20 protein-coding genes are annotated in these 17855 nt (G+C 53.2%); all 20 read right to left on the bottom strand.

The genetic code is table 11. The features are described 5' to 3' along the window. Positions 1–9: 9 nt before the first annotated feature. The 20 genes from ACFFSY_RS27585 to fliJ all read right to left on the bottom strand — a co-directional run bounded on the left by ACFFSY_RS27585 (position 10) and on the right by fliJ (position 17851). Positions 10–1686, bottom strand: coding sequence for a chemotaxis protein CheB (locus tag ACFFSY_RS27585; protein WP_377500220.1), 1677 nt, complete (start codon positions 1684–1686; stop codon positions 10–12). Positions 1687–1707: 21 nt separating this feature from the next. Next, the gene (locus ACFFSY_RS27580; protein WP_377500218.1) at positions 1708–2583 is read right to left on the bottom strand and encodes a MinD/ParA family protein; all 876 of its coding nucleotides are present in this window, start codon (positions 2581–2583) and stop codon (positions 1708–1710) included. After that, positions 2580–3941 (bottom strand): flagellar biosynthesis GTPase FlhF, encoded by a 1362-nt coding sequence (gene flhF / locus ACFFSY_RS27575; RefSeq protein ID WP_377500216.1) that lies wholly within the window; start codon positions 3939–3941, stop codon positions 2580–2582. Before flhF ends, ACFFSY_RS27580 begins: the two co-directional genes overlap by 4 nt. Continuing rightward, the gene (flhA, locus tag ACFFSY_RS27570; RefSeq protein WP_377500214.1) at positions 3938–5971 is read right to left on the bottom strand and encodes a flagellar biosynthesis protein FlhA; all 2034 of its coding nucleotides are present in this window, start codon (positions 5969–5971) and stop codon (positions 3938–3940) included. Before flhA ends, flhF begins: the two co-directional genes overlap by 4 nt. A gap of 33 nt (positions 5972–6004) precedes the next feature. Continuing rightward, positions 6005–7096: a flagellar biosynthesis protein FlhB gene (flhB, locus tag ACFFSY_RS27565; protein ID WP_377500212.1), complete on the bottom strand. Its 1092-nt coding sequence runs from the start codon at positions 7094–7096 to the stop codon at positions 6005–6007. 13 nt (positions 7097–7109) lie between these two features. Continuing rightward, entirely contained in the window at positions 7110–7901 is a 792-nt protein-coding gene (fliR, locus tag ACFFSY_RS27560) for a flagellar biosynthetic protein FliR (protein ID WP_377500210.1), read from the bottom strand. Between the two features lie 15 nt (positions 7902–7916). After that, positions 7917–8186 (bottom strand): flagellar biosynthesis protein FliQ, encoded by a 270-nt coding sequence (gene fliQ, locus ACFFSY_RS27555; RefSeq protein WP_377500208.1) that lies wholly within the window; start codon positions 8184–8186, stop codon positions 7917–7919. A 25-nt stretch (positions 8187–8211) separates the two neighbouring features. Continuing rightward, complete coding sequence (fliP, locus tag ACFFSY_RS27550) at positions 8212–8970, bottom strand: flagellar type III secretion system pore protein FliP (RefSeq protein ID WP_377500206.1); 759 nt, start codon at positions 8968–8970, stop codon at positions 8212–8214. Next, positions 8967–9608 (bottom strand): flagellar biosynthetic protein FliO, encoded by a 642-nt coding sequence (locus ACFFSY_RS27545; RefSeq protein ID WP_377500204.1) that lies wholly within the window; start codon positions 9606–9608, stop codon positions 8967–8969. The genes fliP and ACFFSY_RS27545 overlap by 4 nt, the downstream gene beginning before the upstream one ends. A gap of 5 nt (positions 9609–9613) precedes the next feature. Further along, positions 9614–9976, bottom strand: coding sequence for a response regulator (locus ACFFSY_RS27540; RefSeq protein WP_148928144.1), 363 nt, complete (start codon positions 9974–9976; stop codon positions 9614–9616). A gap of 29 nt (positions 9977–10005) precedes the next feature. After that, the gene (gene fliY, locus ACFFSY_RS27535) at positions 10006–11349 is read right to left on the bottom strand and encodes a flagellar motor switch phosphatase FliY (RefSeq protein ID WP_377500202.1); all 1344 of its coding nucleotides are present in this window, start codon (positions 11347–11349) and stop codon (positions 10006–10008) included. Further along, on the bottom strand, positions 11339–12346 hold the full coding sequence (fliM, locus tag ACFFSY_RS27530; RefSeq protein WP_377500200.1) for a flagellar motor switch protein FliM: 1008 nt from the start codon (positions 12344–12346) through the stop codon (positions 11339–11341). The genes fliY and fliM overlap by 11 nt, the downstream gene beginning before the upstream one ends. 38 nt (positions 12347–12384) lie before the next feature. Continuing rightward, entirely contained in the window at positions 12385–12873 is a 489-nt protein-coding gene (locus tag ACFFSY_RS27525; RefSeq protein ID WP_377500198.1) for a flagellar basal body-associated FliL family protein, read from the bottom strand. Between the two features lie 2 nt (positions 12874–12875). Further along, complete coding sequence (locus ACFFSY_RS27520; RefSeq protein WP_377500196.1) at positions 12876–13097, bottom strand: flagellar FlbD family protein; 222 nt, start codon at positions 13095–13097, stop codon at positions 12876–12878. Positions 13098–13178: 81 nt separating this feature from the next. After that, positions 13179–14006, bottom strand: a complete 828-nt coding sequence (gene flgG / locus ACFFSY_RS27515) for a flagellar basal body rod protein FlgG (protein WP_377500194.1) — start codon at positions 14004–14006, stop codon at positions 13179–13181. A gap of 122 nt (positions 14007–14128) precedes the next feature. Next, positions 14129–14503, bottom strand: a complete 375-nt coding sequence (locus ACFFSY_RS27510; RefSeq protein ID WP_377500192.1) for a TIGR02530 family flagellar biosynthesis protein — start codon at positions 14501–14503, stop codon at positions 14129–14131. Next, entirely contained in the window at positions 14496–14930 is a 435-nt protein-coding gene (locus tag ACFFSY_RS27505; protein ID WP_377500190.1) for a flagellar hook capping FlgD N-terminal domain-containing protein, read from the bottom strand. The genes ACFFSY_RS27510 and ACFFSY_RS27505 overlap by 8 nt, the downstream gene beginning before the upstream one ends. A gap of 41 nt (positions 14931–14971) precedes the next feature. Then, entirely contained in the window at positions 14972–16402 is a 1431-nt protein-coding gene (locus tag ACFFSY_RS27500; protein WP_377500188.1) for a flagellar hook-length control protein FliK, read from the bottom strand. 24 nt (positions 16403–16426) lie between these two features. Further along, positions 16427–17362 (bottom strand): MotE family protein, encoded by a 936-nt coding sequence (locus ACFFSY_RS27495; protein ID WP_377500186.1) that lies wholly within the window; start codon positions 17360–17362, stop codon positions 16427–16429. Between the two features lie 45 nt (positions 17363–17407). Then, positions 17408–17851, bottom strand: coding sequence for a flagellar export protein FliJ (gene fliJ / locus ACFFSY_RS27490; protein WP_377500184.1), 444 nt, complete (start codon positions 17849–17851; stop codon positions 17408–17410). Positions 17852–17855: the final 4 nt, after the last annotated feature.

Here is a 17855-nt window from a genome sequence, read left to right as displayed (position 1 = left end):
GACCGATCGTTACCGCATAACCGCGTCGACGATCGCGCCGGCTATCCGTCCTAGCGGAACAACCGTCTTGGCAGCGCCGTTCTCCACGGCTGATCTTGGCATTCCGTAGACCACGCACGTTTCTGCGGATTCCGCGATGGCCGTTTTGCCGCCGCTTTCCATCAACGTCTTCATGCCCTTAGCGCCATCGCTTCCCATCCCCGTCATAATGACGGAGTGGCGTTGAAGCTCAGTAAACGGCGCGCAGGACTCGAACATGACGTCGACCGAAGGTCTATGCCCGCCGCGCGGCGGCTGTTCCGTCAATCGGATGTAATACCCTTGGCCGTCCTTGGCAAGCTCCATATGAAGTCCGCCCGGCGCAATGTACACCACCCCGGCGTATACCCGTTCGCCGTTGACGGCTTCCGTCACTTGCAGCGCGCTGAATGAATCCAGTCGCTGGGCAAGGGAATGGGTGAACTTCGGCGGCATGTGCTGCACGACCAGCACGGGAGCCGGCAAATTCTCCGGCAGCGCGGTAATCACTTCATGCAGCGCTCTTGGACCGCCGGTCGACGTACCGATCGCGACCAGATGGCGGAAATTGGTTTGCTTGGCCGTCTGCTTCTTCACTCTCGGCGTGATCGGTTCATCCATCAAATCAGCCGCGATCGGCAATGGCTTGCTCGCGCTCGCAGCCGCCGGCTTCACCTCCGGCTTCGCTTCCGGTCTTGCCTCGGTTCTCGCTGCAGCCCCTCTCAGCTCCTCAGCGCTTTTGGCAGCCGGTTTAGGATCCGGCTTAGCGACCGCGGCAGCCGGCGTGTTGACGGCGGGTCTCGGCGGCTCGGCGTTCTTCTTCGGCTCCGGTTTTGGCGAGACGGCGGCCGCTGGCTGAGAAGAAGCTTGTTTGCGCTCAGGCGGCTGAACAACAGCGCTGCGCTGCTTTTCCGGTTCGACTGCTTTTTGAGGGACAGGCGCCTTGATCTCGCGGGCAGCAGGTTTCACAGCGGGAACAACCGGTTGCTTCGGAAGCTGCTGCTTTTGAGGTTCAGCCTGTTCTTCTTGAACCGTCACCGGATGTACAGGCTGCTCCTTCGCGGTAAATTCGTCGAGCGCCGGTCTGTCCTCGATGATCTCGGCTTGACCCGATTGCATTTGCGCCGCCATTGCGGCTTGCCATTCTTGCCATTCGGCTGTCTGCCGCTTCCTCGCGGGTTCTACTGCTGCACGAGGTATTTCAGCCGCCAACGCCTCTTCTGGCGCATCTTCGTCCACCTCGGTCGGTGCTATGGACGCCGAGACGTTCGATTCCACGGCGATACGCAGCTTCTCCAACATTTGGTCGCCGACGGTCTTAATATCCGGCGAGGTCGGTCCCGCAGGTTTGCGGATAAAGTCGAATGCGCCGAATTGCAGCGCCTTGATCGTCATTCTCGTTCCGTCGTCGCTAGTGCTCGACATCATCACCGTCGGCGTCGGTCTTTTGCTCATGACCTGCACGAGCGCTTCCAAGCCGTTCATCTCGGGCATTTCCAAGTCCATCATGATGACATCCGGCTCCATCAGCACGGTCGCATCGACCGCCTGACGTCCGTTGGAAGCCGTAGCCACGATTTCGAACTGCTTATCTGCGTTTATCATATCGCTAATAATTTTCCGCATAAACGCGGAGTCATCCGCGACAAGTACACGATATAGTGCCATGGGCTTCCACTCCTCAAAGGATTACTTAGATCGCCTGAACATTTTGTGTATAAATCCTTTGATCCCGTTCGCCGACACGTCGGGATCCGCTGGAAGGTCGCAAAATTGCTTCGCTATCGCCATTACGTCGCGCGTCGCTTCGGAAGACGGATAGGCTAACGCGAACGGAATTTGTTTTTTCACCGATTTGGAAACATTCGGATCGTCCTGCACGATGCCGAGGAACGGCAGTGCCGTGTCGAGAAACCGCTGGGCGACGAGCCCGATTTTGTCAGCCGTCGCTTTGCCCTCTTTCAAGTCCGTCGCGCGGTTGACGACCAGCTTGAAGTTGACGTTATGCTCCATTCCTTTCACCATCTTGATCAAGGCATAGGCATCGGTGATCGAAGTCGGCTCCGGTGTTGTCACCACGACCGTCTCCTGGGCCGCCAGAATGAACTTAACCGTTTCTTTGGAGAGTCCTGCGCCTGTATCAAACAGGATAAAGTCGTACTCTCCATGCAGTTTCTCGATCTGCTCTTCAAAATAATCAAGTTCTTCGGCGGTTAAATCCAGCAGATCTTGAAACCCGGAGCCACCTGCAATGAAGTGCACCCCGCTAGGTCCTTCCTGGATAATCTCCCAGATCGTTTTTTGCTGTTTTAGCAAATGGTACAAATTATAGGTTGCGGATACGCCCATCAAAACATCGATATTCGCCATGCCGATATCAGCGTCGAAGACGAGCACTTTTTTGCCAAGCTGTTGGAGGGCGATCGCGAAATTCAAGCTGAAGTTCGATTTGCCGACGCCGCCTTTGCCGCTGGTAACCGTGACGACCCGCGTCTTCCGGCTATTCTCCTGCTGCTGCTCGTAGGATTTCACCATATGGCGTAAAGCTTCCGCTTGGTCATTCATTGCTCATACGCCCCCAATAACTGCTCGACGTAAACATCTGTCTTGAACGTGGTGATATCGTCGGGAACGGTTTGGCCGTATGCGATGTATGCGGGATGCAAATCATGCTGTATGGCTAAGTTCAGGATTGCGCCGAATGCGTCCGTTTCGTCTTGTTTCGTATACAGTACCTTCTCGATACCGTACTTGGTGAAATGGCCGGCCACGGTGGACATATCCTTGAATTTACTCGTTAAGCTCAGTACAAGGTATGTCTCGGATTGCTGATTCGTCTGGAGAAGGCTGTTCACTTCCGATACATACAATTCATTGCGGAAATTGCGGCCCGCCGTATCCATAAAGATGAGTTCCCGATCTTCCAGTTCCTTGAAAGCCCGGGACACTTCAGCTGGGGAAAATACGACCTCCAGCGGCACGTTCAAAATGTTCGCATAGGTGCGGAGCTGATCGACTGCCGCGATCCGGTACGTATCGGATGTAATGAATCCGACTTTGCGCCCGCTCTTGAGCGTCTGTTCCGCCGCCAATTTCGCGATCGACGTCGTCTTGCCAACACCCGTCGGACCGACAAAATGAATGACGCGCGTGTCCCGTTGTATACCCTTGGCGGCTTTGCCGCTCATCCATTGCGTTAATACCGTTCTTGCTTGTGCCCACACATCAGCATGCGTGAGCTCTGCCTCCGCCACACCCGCGACCATATCGGCCACTTCAGTGATCAGCTTCTCGATCAGCTCGGCGTTGACTTCTTGGTCGATCATCCGCGTATGGAGCGCTTGTATCGGTTCAGGCAGCCGTTTCATCTGCTGCTGCTTCGACATTCGCACAATCCATTGCTTCATGTCTCGTATTTCGTCCAACAGCGCGGCATCATCCAACTTGGCATTCCCTTGGGATATGGCTGCTTCCGATCGAAGCGCTGCCGGGGGCTGCGGGACCGGCTGGGCAACGGCCGCGGGCGATGCTGGTCTTGGCTCCGTCGTCCGCGGTGCTCCATAAGCTGCCGCGGCGGCTTTGCTAGAAGTTGCGGGCGGGTTCAACACCGCCGTCGCCGCTCCTTCCTGCTGCCTGCTGCTCCTTGCGAGCTCAAGAGACTCCAGGATAGCCGTCTGCGCAGCGCTTGGGGACAGCTGCGCTGGCTTTGCCGCGGGTACCTGAGGCTTCGGCGCGGATGCCGGCTTCGCCGCGCCAGTCTCGACGGCGGCGATGACCTCCATCTTCTTCTTAGCGAACATGCCGAGGAATCCGCCGATCCGGATTTCTTTCGTATTCAAGATGACCGCATCTGCGCCGAGATCGCTGCGGATCATCGGAAGCGCTTCTGGAAGCGCGTTAACGATGTACCGTTTTACCTTCACAGGTTGACCACCCCAATGCTTTGAACTTCTACGCTAGGTTCTAATTCGCTATAAGAAAGCACCGGTATATCCTGCATCGTCCGCTCGACGATCTGACGCAAATACATGCGGATCGTTGGCGAAGCGAGTACGATCGGCTGGTTGCCCGACTGAATTTGCCGGTTAACCTGCTCTGTCAGCTTCTGATAAATCGTTTGGGTCGAGATCGGGTCCAGGGCCAAATAGCTGCCCTGATCGGATTGCTGCACAGACTCGGCGATTTTCTTCTCGAGCGACGGTCCAACCGTAATGACGCGCAGCTTGTCACTGTTCTGCGAGAACTGCTGCGTAATTTGGCGCGACAGCGCTTGTCTTACATATTCGGTCAGAATTTCCGGATCTTTGGAATATTGTCCCTGATCGGCCAGCGTCTCGAAAATCGTGACCATATCCCGGATCGATACTTTCTCCCGGAGCAGTTTCGACAATACCTTCTGTACGTCCCCGATGGACAAGATGGAAGGTATGAGTTCGTCGACCAGCGCCGGATAGCTCTCTCTAACGTTATCCACAAGCGCCTTCGTTTCCTGGCGTCCGATCAGTTCGTGTGCATGGCGCTTGACGATTTCCGTCAAATGCGTGGCGACGACCGAAGGCGGATCCACAACGGTATATCCGGACAGTTCCGCACGTTCCTTCGTCGGTTCGTCGATCCAAATCGCGGGCAGTCCGAACGCGGGTTCGGTCGTCTCGATACCGATGACCGAATCGTCGTCATAACCGGGAGACATGGCCAGATAGTGGTTAAGCAGCAGCTCGCCGCGCGCCACGGTGTTGCCTTTGATTTTGATGACGTATTCGTTAGGTTTCAACTGAATATTGTCTCTTATTCGGATGACCGGTACGACTAAGCCGAGTTCAAGCGCGCATTGACGCCGAATCATAATGATCCGATCAAGCAAGTCGCCGCCTTGCTGCGTATCCGCCAGCGGAATAAGGCCATAGCCGAATTCGAATTCGATCGGATCGACTTGAAGCAAACTGATCACGCTCTCAGGGCTGCGCACTTCCTCGATCTGCTGTTCTTCCTGCATCAGCTCTTCCTGCTGCTCCTGTTGCTTAATCGTATTCTGCATGCGGTAAGCTCCAAACGCGATCAGCCCGGCGAACGGAAGCGTGGCAATCGGACCGATCGGCGTGAAGAGACCGAGCATGGCGACCGTTCCGGCTACGATATAAAGCAGTTTCGGATAACGGAACAATTGCACTTGAAGGTCATAGGCCAAATTGCCTTCGGAAGCCGCACGCGTTACGATCAGACCGGCCGCCGTGGAGATCAAAAGCGCCGGCACTTGGCTGACGAGACCGTCGCCGATCGTCAAGACCGAGAATGTCTGGAGAGCGTCTTGGAAGCTCATGCCGTGGACGACCATGCCGATTATAAATCCGCCAATCAGGTTAATGATGAGGATGATGATCGAAGCAATCGCATCGCCTTTGACGAATTTGCTGGCACCGTCCATCGAGCCGTGGAAGTCAGCTTCACGTTCAATTTTGGAGCGACGCTCTCGCGCTTGCGTCTCATTGATCAGGCCGGCGTTCAAATCAGCGTCGATACTCATCTGCTTACCTGGCATCGCGTCGAGGGTGAATCTCGCCGCAACTTCCGCTACGCGTTCGGAACCTTTGGTAATGACAATGAACTGCACGACAACGAGAATAAGGAAGACGACGAAGCCGATCGCAATCTGACCGCCAGCCACCCAGCTGCCGAATGTCGCGACGACGTGACCCGCCTCGCCTTTGGACAGAATGTTGCGCGTTGTCGACAGGTTAAGCGCCAGACGAAACAGCGTTGTTATGAGCAGCATTGCCGGAAAAATCGAGAAATCCAACGCTTCCTTGGAATTCATGGCGATGAGCAAAATCATTAGCGCCGTGGAAATGTTGATGACGAGCAAGACGTCCAACAGCCAAATCGGAAGAGGAATGATCATCATAAGCACGATGCCGATAATGCCGATTAAGATGATGAGATCCTTTGTTTTCATGCTGTTCCTCCTCCCACGCGTTCTGTGCCTTCATTACTTGGCTCTACCTTTGAGCCTATATACATATGCCAGTACTTCGGCCACGGCTTGGAACAAGTCTGCAGGAACGGCGTCCCCGATCTCAGCCCTTGCGTACAAAGCTCTGGCCAGCGGCTTGTTTTCCATCGTTATGACGCCGTTGTTCTTGGCGATTTCCCGGATGCGCAGCGCGACGTAATCCGCACCCTTCGCCACGATTGTCGGCGCCTCCATCTTCGACCCGTCATACCGCAGCGCGACGGCGAAGTGAGTTGGGTTCGTGATGACCACGTCTGCCTTGGGCACGTCGGACATCATCCGCTGCATGGCCATCCTGCGCTGCCGCTCGCGGATTTTCCCTTTGATCAAAGGATCGCCTTCCGATTTCTTATATTCGTCCTTGATATCCTGTATGGACATCCGAAGGCTTTTCTCGTGTTCGAATTTCTGGTACATGTAATCAATGAGCGCCAATACTACGAGGATGGCGCCAATGGTAATACCAAGATTCATGACCAGATGAGCCGTAAAGCTAAGCATATTCTCAACCGGTACATGAGCAAGCTTCATAATATCGCCAATCGATCCCCAAAGGGTGCGGTACACCATGAATCCAATAATGGTCAGCTTCAAAATATTTTTCAGAAACTCGACGGCCGAACGCATCGAGAAGATGTTTTTGAAGCCTTGAAGCGGGTTCAGCTTGCTGAATTTCGGCTTCACGCTCTCGCCCGAGAAGAAAAATCCGATCTGCAAGAACGTGCCGACCATCGCGAATATAACGGTGATGGCAAGAATTGGCGCGAGCAAATATGCACCTTGTATGGTAATGTCCGTAAAGAGGGTCATAATGTTCTCGGTCGTGAGATTCATGGACAGCTTCTGCTGGAAGAGCAAGCCGAACATGCGAAACAACCGATCTTTGTAGTAGCTGCCGAGCATCAACAGACACAGGAGAGAGAAAAGCAGAATTAGGGCCCCCGGAAGCTCTTGGCTTTTGGCGACTTGGCCTTTTTTGCGCGCCTCCTGCCTTTTCTTCGGCGTCGCTTTCTCCGTCTTCTCTCCGCTAAACAGCTGGAGGTCAAGTCTTAAGCGGTACGTATGCAAGCGTAAGTCCCTCCTACTGCTCCGCCCGAGCCTGAACGATTCCGAACAACTTCTCCAATGCGCTGAACATCAACGTAAAAATGTTCTCGAACAGATCGATCAGCCCTGGCATTAATGCCGCCAACAGAAGGAAGCCGATCAAAATCTTCATCGGTGCCCCGATGACGAACACGTTGTATTGCGGCGCGGTTTTGGCCAGTAAACCAAGACCCGCGTCGACTAGGAACATCGCCACGACAAGCGGTGCCGACATCTGCAGCGCTAGCATGAACGTATCCGCAAACGTTCGAAGTAGAAACTCCGAAATACTGCCGTCGTATACCCGCGCGAATAATTCGTTCGAGATTGGAATCCATTCATAGCTCTTAAGCAGCGCGTTTAACAAAAAATGGTGTCCGTTCATGGACAAGAAGACGAGCGTGCCTACCATGAACTTGAAATTGCCCATCAACGGGGATGAGACGCCTGTTAGCGGATCGATGACATTCGCCATACCGAACCCCATCTGCAGGTCAATAAAAGCCCCCGCGGTCTGAATGATGGTAAAGAACAGATAAGCCGTATAACCGAGCAGCAGACCAGCAAGCACTTCTCTGATCACAGCCAGCACGTATGTAGCATCCGGCACGATCGTCTGCTTTAATCCGTAACTCAGAAAGATAAGCAGCGCGACGATAAAACTGAGTCCAACCTTCATCATCGTCGGCACCGTTCGAGTCGAAAAGACAGGTGCAACGACGAAAAAAGAGGTAATTCGACAAAAAATAAGCAAAAAAATAGGGAAACCTTCCAGAAACAGTTCCATCAAAAATTCCTCGGCTTATCCGATATATTTATAGAGATTGTTCAGCAGGTTATACGTGAAATCAACAAGTGTGTTCAATATCCATGGGCCGAAAATTAAGATGGACAACAGCACGGCTACGATTTTGGGTACAAAAGCGAGCGTCTGCTCCTGAATCTGGGTTGTCGCCTGGAAAATACTGACGACCAAGCCTACCACAAGACCGATAATCAACATTGGAGCGCTAGCTTTCATCGTTGTATACACGGCTTGCCCCGCCAAACGGATAACAAATTCTGCGTTCATGCCTCCATATCCCTTCCTAATGGACTCACGTGTTAAAACTCAGCAGCAGCGACTTGACGATGAGATACCAGCCGTCGACAAGCACGAAGAGCAAAATTTTAAACGGCAGCGAGATCATGACCGGTGGCAGCATCATCATCCCCATCGCCATGAGCGTGCTGGCCACGACCATATCGATGATCAGGAACGGGATAAATATCATGAATCCCATCTGAAAAGCGGTATGCAGTTCGCTCAGCGTAAAAGCAGGGACAAGCACGGTTAAAGGCACATCTTCATATGTCTTGGGTTTCTGCGTCTTCGTATAATTCAGGAAGAGCAGTAAGTCCTTCTCGCGCGTCTGATTGAACATAAATTTCTTCATCGGCACCGCCGCCTTGTTAAGTGCCTGCGTCTGCGTAATCTGGCCCTTTAAATATGGCTGCAGGGCGACTTCGTTCACTTGTCCCAGCGTAGGCGACATGATGAAAAAGGTTAGGAACATCGCGAGCCCGATCAGTACCTGGTTCGGCGGCATTTGCTGCGTACCGAGCGAAGTTCGGATGAATCCCAGCACGATGACGATTCGCGTAAAGCTGGTCATCATGACTAAAATGGCCGGCGCCACGCTGAGTATCGTAATCATCAGCAATAGCGACAGCGCGCTTGTCCCAGGCTGCTGCTGGCCATCCCCGCCGATATTGACGCTTACATTGGGCAACGGATCCGCGGCAAACGACTGGGTATGAAAAAATAGCGCAGCAAGCTGCAGCACGAGAAGAGTAAGTATAATTTTTTTATTCATTCGTCCGACAACCGATCGTTTTGATTTTCGTCCTTTAGCATCGACTCCACTTCCTGCCTCCGATCCGATTGCTTCCGCAGCCTGTTCTGCAGCAGCGATTGGAACGACTCCGGTTCCTGCCAAAGTTCATTCCCCGGTTCTTCTGCTTTCTCGCGACGTCGCAAACGATCGAACCATACTTTAACGGAAGCTGGATTCCAACCTTGAAATTGCTGTTGCTCCAGCGCTTCCATGATCGCTCTTGCTTCCTCCGGATCGTCGATCTTGTCCAGCAGCGCGACGTTCTCTCCTACGCCGACGACGTATACACGTCCGGATAAATCAATGATTTGCAGCGACTTGTTAGCCCCGAGCGGCACGCCGCCCAACGAACGCAAAGCCCGGTTCGTGATTAGTGTTCGGTTGCGCAGCGCAAGCCATCGAATAACGATGACGATTAAAACCGTTACCATCAAGAGGACGAAAACGACCCAGATGAGGTACCCCGTCATACTCGAACCCGGTATGTTCACGGTGTCCTCAGCCGGGTCGGCCGGCGTCCCGAGCCCCGCTCCCGAATCAGCTGCCGCTGCTGCAGCTCGTAGCAGCAGCGCGCCGAAGGATGCACAGCCCGCAGAAAGCAGGATAGACCGTCTCATACGAGTTAACCAAGCGTTTTCTTGATGGCTTCGATGACGCGATCCGCTTGGAAAGGCTTTACGATAAAGTCTTTGGCTCCCGCTTGAATCGCATCGATAACCATCGCTTGCTGACCCATCGCGGAACACATAATGACTTTCGCGTTGCCGTCCAGTTTCTTGATCTCCTTCAAAGCGACGATACCGTCCATCTCTGGCATCGTGATATCCATCGTGATCAAATCGGGCTTCAGCTCCTTGAACTTCTCGATCGCTTGCGCGCCGTCCTGTGCTTCGCCGACTACCTCATAGCCGTTCTTCGTGAGAATATCGCGGATCATCATTCTCATAAAAGCTGCATCATCTACAATCAAAATACGGTTAGCCATCGTTTTTTCCTCCTAGAATCACACGTTAGTTATTGTAGTTTCTGAATACGATCCCATTGGCTGACAATGTCGGTAACCCGCACGCCGAAATTCTCGTCAATAACGACAACCTCGCCTTTCGCGATAAGTTTATTGTTCACCAAAATGTCGACTGGCTCACCGGCAAGCTTGTCCAGTTCGATAATGGAACCTTGCGATAACTCGAGAATATCCTTAATTTGCTTCTGAGTTCTACCTAATTCTACAGTGACTTTCAGTGGGATGTCGAGCAATAAATTCAAGTTCGAGTCATCCGCTTGTCCAAATCCAGCGCCTTGGAAGTTGCCGAATTGCACAGGCTGTACGTTCACGTTGCGGTTGCCCACACCGCCATAAGTTTGTGGCGGCATGCCATAACCCGGCATTCCATAGCCTGGCATCCCATAGCCCGGCATTGCGGCTGCTGGAGGCATCATCGGCATACCCGGTTGCCCCGGCATCCCTTGAGGAGGCATCATCGGCATCCCTTGCGGCGGATAGCCCATTGGCTGCTGATATGGATCATAAGCAGGCGCGCCCGCTGCCGCAGGCTGTTGGGCAGGTGCATGAGCGGCTGCCGCCGCTGCCGCCGGTTGTGGCGCAGGAGCCTGCGCTGCAGGGGCAGGCGCCGCCGCTGGCGCTGCTTGCGGTTCGCTCGTTCCGCCCATCAACGTCGAAACCATCTCTTGCGCGAAGTGAATCGGCAGCAGCTGCATGATTTGCGAGTCGATCAGATCGCCGATCGTTAGACGGAATGCGATTTTGATGAACAGGTCTTCCGGCGGGAGCCGATCGACGCCTTCGCCTTCCGATACATTAAGGATGTCGATTCCGGGTGGTGAAATATTCACGAAACGGTTAAAGATCGTCGACATCGATGTCGCGGAAGAGCCCATCATCTGGTTCATCGCTTCCTGAACCGCGCTGATATGGATCTCGTTCAATTCTTGGTTCGGATCGACATCTCCACTGCCGCCGAGCATCAAGTCCGCAATGATCTGGGCGTCTCTGGTTTTGATCACGAGCGAGTTGATGCCTTCGAAGCCATCGACGTATTCAACCGACACGGCGACATGAGGCTTCGGGAACTCGTCGTCGAGATCCTTCCTATTAATAATGGATACTTTCGGCGTCGTGATATCGACTTTGCGGCCCAGCAGCGTAGATAAAGCCGTCGCTGCGCTCCCGAACGTGATATTGCCGATCTCGCCAAGCGCATCCTGCTCGATGGAGCTCAAATATTCACTCAGCTCTTCAATCGGACCGCTATCCGATTTCGACGTATCGGGTTCATCGGAAGACTGACGCAGTAAGGCATCGATTTCCTCTTGCGATAAGTAGTCTTTACTCGTCATAACTTTCCTCCACTCCTTCGCTCTCGCTGAGTACTTGATCAATTTGAATCGCCAATCGTTCCCTGATCGAGCCTGCACTTCCGATATATTTAAGCTTGTCGCCGACTTTGATGTCTAACCCTGAAGTAATCGGCTTGTTCAACGCGATGACGTCGCCGACGCTAAGGCCGAGGAACTCTTGAATGTTGATCGACGATTGACCGAGCTCGGCCACGATCGACAGTTTCGCCTTGCTGACGCGATTCTTGAGCACCTCGACCTCTTCGGGCGCTCTTGTTTTCTTCTGCGACACGAACCAATGGTGAACGGACAATCTAGACATGATCGGCTCAATGACGACATGGGGAATACATAAGTTGATCATACCCGTCGTGTCCCCGATCTTCGTGCTGAGCGAGATTAAGGCAATCGTTTCGTTCGGCGAGACGATCTGCATAAACTGAGGATTGGTCTCCAACGCTTCCATACGCGGCGAGATGTCGATGACCGTCTTCCATGCTTCCTGCAGACTTTCGAGCGTACGGCCGAAAATGCGCTCCATAATCGTTGTCTCGATCTCCGTCAGCGCGTTGATCTTGGAAGGCGCGGTGCCTTGGCCGCCAAGCAGCCGATCCACCATTGCAAAGGCGACGTTCGGATGAACTTCGAGCACCATGCGGCCTTCAAGCGGTTCCGCTTCGAAAATGTTCAGAATTGTCATTTTCGGAATAGAGCGTATAAATTCGTCATAAGGCAGCTGTTCAACCTGCACGACGCTGATCTGGACGAACGTCCGCAATTGTGCCGAGAAATAGGTTGTCAGGAACCTGGCGAAGTTCTCGTGAATCCGCGTCAAGCTGCGGATATGGTCTTTCGAAAAGCGTACGGCGCGCTTAAATTCATAGGAGCGGATCTTGCGCTGGGTCTCTTCTTTCTTTAGTTCTTCCGCGTCCATTTCACCGGATGATAACGCTGCAAGCAGCGCGTCTATCTCGCTTTGCGATAATACATCAACCAATGTTTCTCCCCCCTTTCAAGGATGCGTCAAAAGCCTGACTAGATCTGTGCGACCAAAATGTTCGTAATCGTAACGTTGACAAGCTTGCCTTCGGACGACTCGGCTAACTTTTCGTTAATCAGGTTAAGCAGTTTTGATTTTAACGCATCCTTGCCTTGCGAGCCACTGACTTCTTCTGGATTGCTATCGCCGAGCGTGCTGATAATAATCGGCTTGATCGCGAACTCCTTGATTTTCTCGAATTCTTCTTTCGTCTCTGCCTTATCTAGTTGGAAGGCAAAGTCGATTTGCACAATATATGTGGGATCCGACAAATTCGTTTTGATCCCTGTCAACTCGCTTGTCACCGCAACTAGCTCGTCGGCGGTAATTTTCTCCGCCTTCACGTTCTGTACGCTCTCTTTTGCCTGGTTGGCTGAATCATTAGATCCACCGCCCAAAATGTTGTTGAACAGAACGATCGCCACGACCGCAATGAGGGTTATGGCAAGCAAAATTGTGATAAGCCAAGGCAGCATTTTTTTCATCGTTATGGACCCTCCGATTGTACGCTCTTGATTGTCGCGGCGTTCACGCCAATCGCTTGCAAATATGTCTGCATGGAGGAAATGACGTCCGTCGCTTTCTCCCGCACCATGAATTTCTTCCCGGTTGTCAGCGTGAGCAGCGTATCTGGCGTCTCTTCGATCACTTCGATAAGTAGCGCGTTCACGAATATCGTCGTGCCGTTCAAACGCGTTACAGCAATCATGTAAATCCCCCTCAAGGATAAGGGGAGGACTTGACCTCCCCTATCTTACTTCAGAACTGTTAGGAAAAAATTAACGAATTATTAGCGCTTCAGGTTAACGACTTCTTGCAGAATTTCGTCGGATGTCGTAATAATACGGGAGTTCGCCTGGAAGCCGCGCTGCGCGACGATCATCTCCGTGAACTCCGCCGTCAACTCGACGTTAGACATCTCGAGCTGGCCTGCCACGATCGATCCTGTACCGGCTTCGGCGCTGGCAGCTTCGCTCAGCTCGGCTGCTCCGTCAGGATTGGCGTTGGCTGTAAGTTGGTACAGGTTGCCGCCAATCTTCTCAAGACCGCTAGGATTGTTGACTTTCACAAGGCCGATTTTGAAGTCGGTCGCAGCCGTTGTGCCATCGGCATTCACGCCAATAATCGAACCGTCGCTGGAGATAGAGAACGATTTGACTTCGGGAGCGAGCGTGATTGGAGCGCCGTCCGAACTCAGTACGAACATTCCGTCCGCGTTAACCAATTGGTTGTTCGCATCTAGCGTGAAATTGCCGGCGCGAGTCAAGTAAGGGGTTGCTTGCGAGCCGTCGCCGGTCGCGGTTACGGCGAAGAACCCGTCCCCATCGATGCGGACGTCCGTCGGCACATTCGTGGTGACCGCGCTGCCCGGCGTGTGGACCGTATCGATCGAAGCCGTTGCGACGCCCAGGCCGATCTGTTTGGCGTTCACGCCGCCCTTCACGCCTTCTGTCGGAGCCGTAACGCCGGACACCGTTTGGCTAAGGATATCCTTGAACATGACGCGTCCTGCTTTAAAGCCGACCGTGTTCACGTTCGCGATGTTGTTACCGATGACGTCGAGCTTTGTTTGGAAACCGCGCATACCTGAAACACCGGAGTACATAGATCTTAGCATTCGTAGATTACCTCCTGAGTATTGGGTTTATGATTGCCTTTTTTGGTTGTGGGCGCATCAGTCGGTCAGCAGCCCGCGGCTTCCTCAATAGAGGTCCGGCCGTGTGGTTTCATGCATGTCGATTACGAGATAACAACTGCGCTATCGATCTGCGTAAAAACGTTGTCTTTCAAGCTCTTGCCATCAATCGCGGTAATGACGGTTCGGCTAGGCACATTTACAATCATGGCGACATCTTTGCATATGACCAGCGAATCCTTTGCCCCTTTTGCGGCTGCCTGGTCAATCGCGCCTTCAATCTTGCTTAACGTGTCGACGCCGAGGGTTATCCCGCGTTGGCGCATTCTGGTCTCCGCATGCTGGCTGAACTTGAGCACTTGACTGTCCAGCATGTCTTTAAAAGCTGTGCCTGGCGTCGTATTCGACACCGTCTTCCCAAGCGATCTAACGCCGGGGGTTCCAATCTGCAGCTGGCCTATCGTTAGACGGTTATTCACTTGCTCCTTCACCGCCTTGTCCGATCGAAACAATCTTGTCTAGAGGAATCGACTCGCCATCTACAACTGCATACTGAATGCTGTCCCGGACTACGATCGAATCCACTTTACCCGACTTCAACGTCGTGCCGGACTCATTGGTTTGGTACCATTCCACGTTCTTGTCGATCATGCTCGAGGCCAGGCCCAAATTCTGACTTAGCTTGCCCATATTTTCGGACATGTTCATCAATTGTTCGACCGACGAGAATTGAGCCATCTGCGCAATAAAATCCGTGTCCTGCAAAGGCTGCATCGGATCCTGGTTTTTGAGCTGCGTCACAAGGATCTTCAGAAATTCGTCTTTTCCGAGAGTGTTCATTTTATTCGAAGCGCCGGATGCTTGCGTGCTGCTTGCCGAAGACGTACCGGATATCGTGTTTGCCATCGCTCTTTCACCTCCGTTCCGACCAAGGGCTTAATGTGGTGTTATACCGTCGTGTTAATCTCTCTGCCAAAGCCCAAAGTTCGGGTCACTGCTTGTTCAACGGCCGCTTGCTCCGCTTCAGGATTAAAACCATTTATTTCGTTAATCGCATCGCGGTTAGAACCGCCCTGTTTGGTGGAATGCTGATCACGAGTACCTCTGCCGTGCCCGCTGTGGAACATGTTCGACTCGAAGGCGTTCGAGCTTTGCGTTACTTCCAGCCGATCGACTTGAAGTCCCTGCGTCTGCAGTTGGTTGCGAAGCTGGGCCATCTGGTTCTCCAGCATGTCCTTCGCCGCCGACGATTCGGCTACGAATACCGCCGTTAATTGCCCGTTATGCACCGCGATCCGAATATCCACTTGACCGAGATGAGCTGGAGCCAAGGAAATTGTCGCTTCGGAAAGGCCGTCTTTCGTCTTCACGCTAAACTGATTTACCAGCATGTCCTTCATCTTCTCGGCGAACTTCTCCGCCGGAACCGGCTGCGGCATGACGAGTTTGGCGCTTTGATCTACACGCGGCTGATTATCTGGCGTCGTCATCGCGACCGGTACGGCCGTTCCTTCGGTGCTAGTCGATTCCATCGACTTGGCAGCGGCAGTCGGCTCGGCCGAATTCTTCTCCTCTGTCGGCACGACTGTCGTCAGTACGCTAGCATGGAGAAGCTGCGCGCCCATCCGATGCAAGTGCGAAGATTGTGCCGGAACGGATGCCGAGCTTGTCTCGTCCGCGATACCGCTTGGTACTTCCGTCGCGGCACTCGCGCCGTTAACCGCTTGATCTAGCGCCTTTACCTGCTTTGTGATTGCCGTCATCATGTCTTTGCTAATGGCGCCGGCCCTGTCCTGTTGAAGAACGGCTTGAAGATCTTTCAGCATCCCTTGCAATGCTCCGATCGTTGACTCACTGCCGGAACCAGTCACCGTAAGGTCTGTCGTCTGCTGCGTTTGGACCGCCTGCTGCAATTGCGGCATCGATTCGAGCATAGCGAGCAGGTTGTCTAGGTCTCCGAGTATACCGGGCATATCTTCGGTTGTCACTGGTTCATCTTGGTCCGCGTCTTTCAGATCGTCAAGCTGTTCCAGTAAGCCTTCGACGAACGATGCAAGTTCTTCAGCTGTCGGGGTCGCGCTTAGCGTCGTCGGCGTCTTGGTTTGCGCCGTGTTTTCGGTAGTATCAGCTGCTTGCGACTTTGCGGTCGGATCCGCTTCTACCGTTTGCGCATCCGTATTATTTACCGAATCCGTCTTATTTTGATCTACTTCCGATTTGCTGTTCGCGCTCTTCATAGTCTGATCCAGCTTCTTGCTGAAATCGCCAGAGGCGCTTTTATCCGACATCGATGTCTTATTGAGGGAAGAAGGTTGCGTATTGGCTGTCGGTGCGGGTTGCACTGCCGCCGTCGGCATCATAGTTGTCATGGGCATCATAGTTGTCACCTCCTTTCAAATGAATTATTTACCGGTCATCAGCTTGGAAACAAGCTGTGCTGTAATTCCTTCATTTAATGAAGACATTTCCGACAAAATCGATGAACGTGCTGAGCTGTCTACTGCATTCAGGATCCGTAACACTTTGCTAGGGCTCACCTCCGACATTTTGATCAGAAGCTCCGCAGCCTTAGCCGCAGGCATATTCGTGAACGTATCTTTTAACTGCGTCGTGTCCAGCGAGGAGGACGGTTCTGCTTTCGTCGTCGCTTGTTTATTCAGGCGGGCTTGAAGTGCCGCAATCTGCTGGTCTTTCGCCGACTTGATGTCTTTCAGCTTCACGGTCGCCTCAGCGGCCGTTTTCGGCGTCATCTTCTCCAGCACCTTCGCTTGATCATCCGTCCGCATCGAGTTCAACACGAGCACCGCTTCGTCCAGTTCCATTGCTTCCATAATAGGAGCGGCCTTACTTGGCGACATCTTCGCGTAAGCATCGGCTAGCGCTTTGATTTTCGCCGCGTATTCTTCGTCGCTCAGCTTCGACGTATCGTTTTGTTCCTTCTGCGCGCTAAGCTGCTTTACTTGATTCTGAAGGTCACTGATCTGCTTATCCTTGGCCGTCTGTTCGCCGGTAGCCGCCTGCAAAGCCTTTTCCTTCGCCGATAACTGCTGTTTCAGCTGTGCAATGACCGCATTTTGCTCGTCGACCGCTTTGGCGGCCGCGGCAGCATCTGCGTTCTCGCCATCCCCTGTCGAAGTCTCGCTTTTCGCAACTGGATCAGGCAGCACTTCATTCAGAAACGGGATGGAGTCGCCGACAGTCAGCACCTTGTTCCTCAGATCGAAGTTAAACAACGTGAGCAGCACGCCGAGCAAGACAATGGTGAACAGGATCGGAGTGACAAAAAACATGAATCGCTCGAACCCGCTATATCCCTTCTCCGCTTCCAATTCTGACACGAAATACCCCTCCTCCGGTCTTTTAGCGCTCTGTTGTTATATGGGTTAAGCCGGCGCGACGTATCGGACCGTCGCGATTTCGTCCAGCTCGTTCTGTTCCTGCAGCATCATAACCGCGCGGTACTGATGTAAAGCTTTATCTTTGGCTTTTAGCCAAACTTTCTCATCCTGCATTTTCTCGGTCAGCTTCGAACGGCTGAGCTCGACTTCGCGCTGTGCTTTGCGAATATCGGCTTGCTTGTGCGTAATGCGGGAATCGATGTAATCGACATACCGCTGCATGTCAAGCAACTCGGCAAGCGACGTGCCCCCGCTCGCGGCATCCTGCAGTTGGTCCATCCACGCGCTTCGTTCGGCGATCAATTCGCTTAGCGAAGCTTCTTCCGCCTGCAGCTTGCCGATGGCCGCCGATAATACCGACTCGGCTTGCGACTTCTCGCTTGCCTTCAAGTCGACGATTTTTTGATACGCGTACTTAAACTTGGCCATCCCT

The sequence above is a fragment of the Paenibacillus aurantiacus genome, from assembly GCF_042431225.1.
Lineage (GTDB): Bacteria > Bacillota > Bacilli > Paenibacillales > Paenibacillaceae > Paenibacillus_Z > Paenibacillus_Z aurantiacus.
Note: the sequence above shows the minus strand (reverse complement) of the source record. Positions and strands in the feature narration are given on the sequence as shown.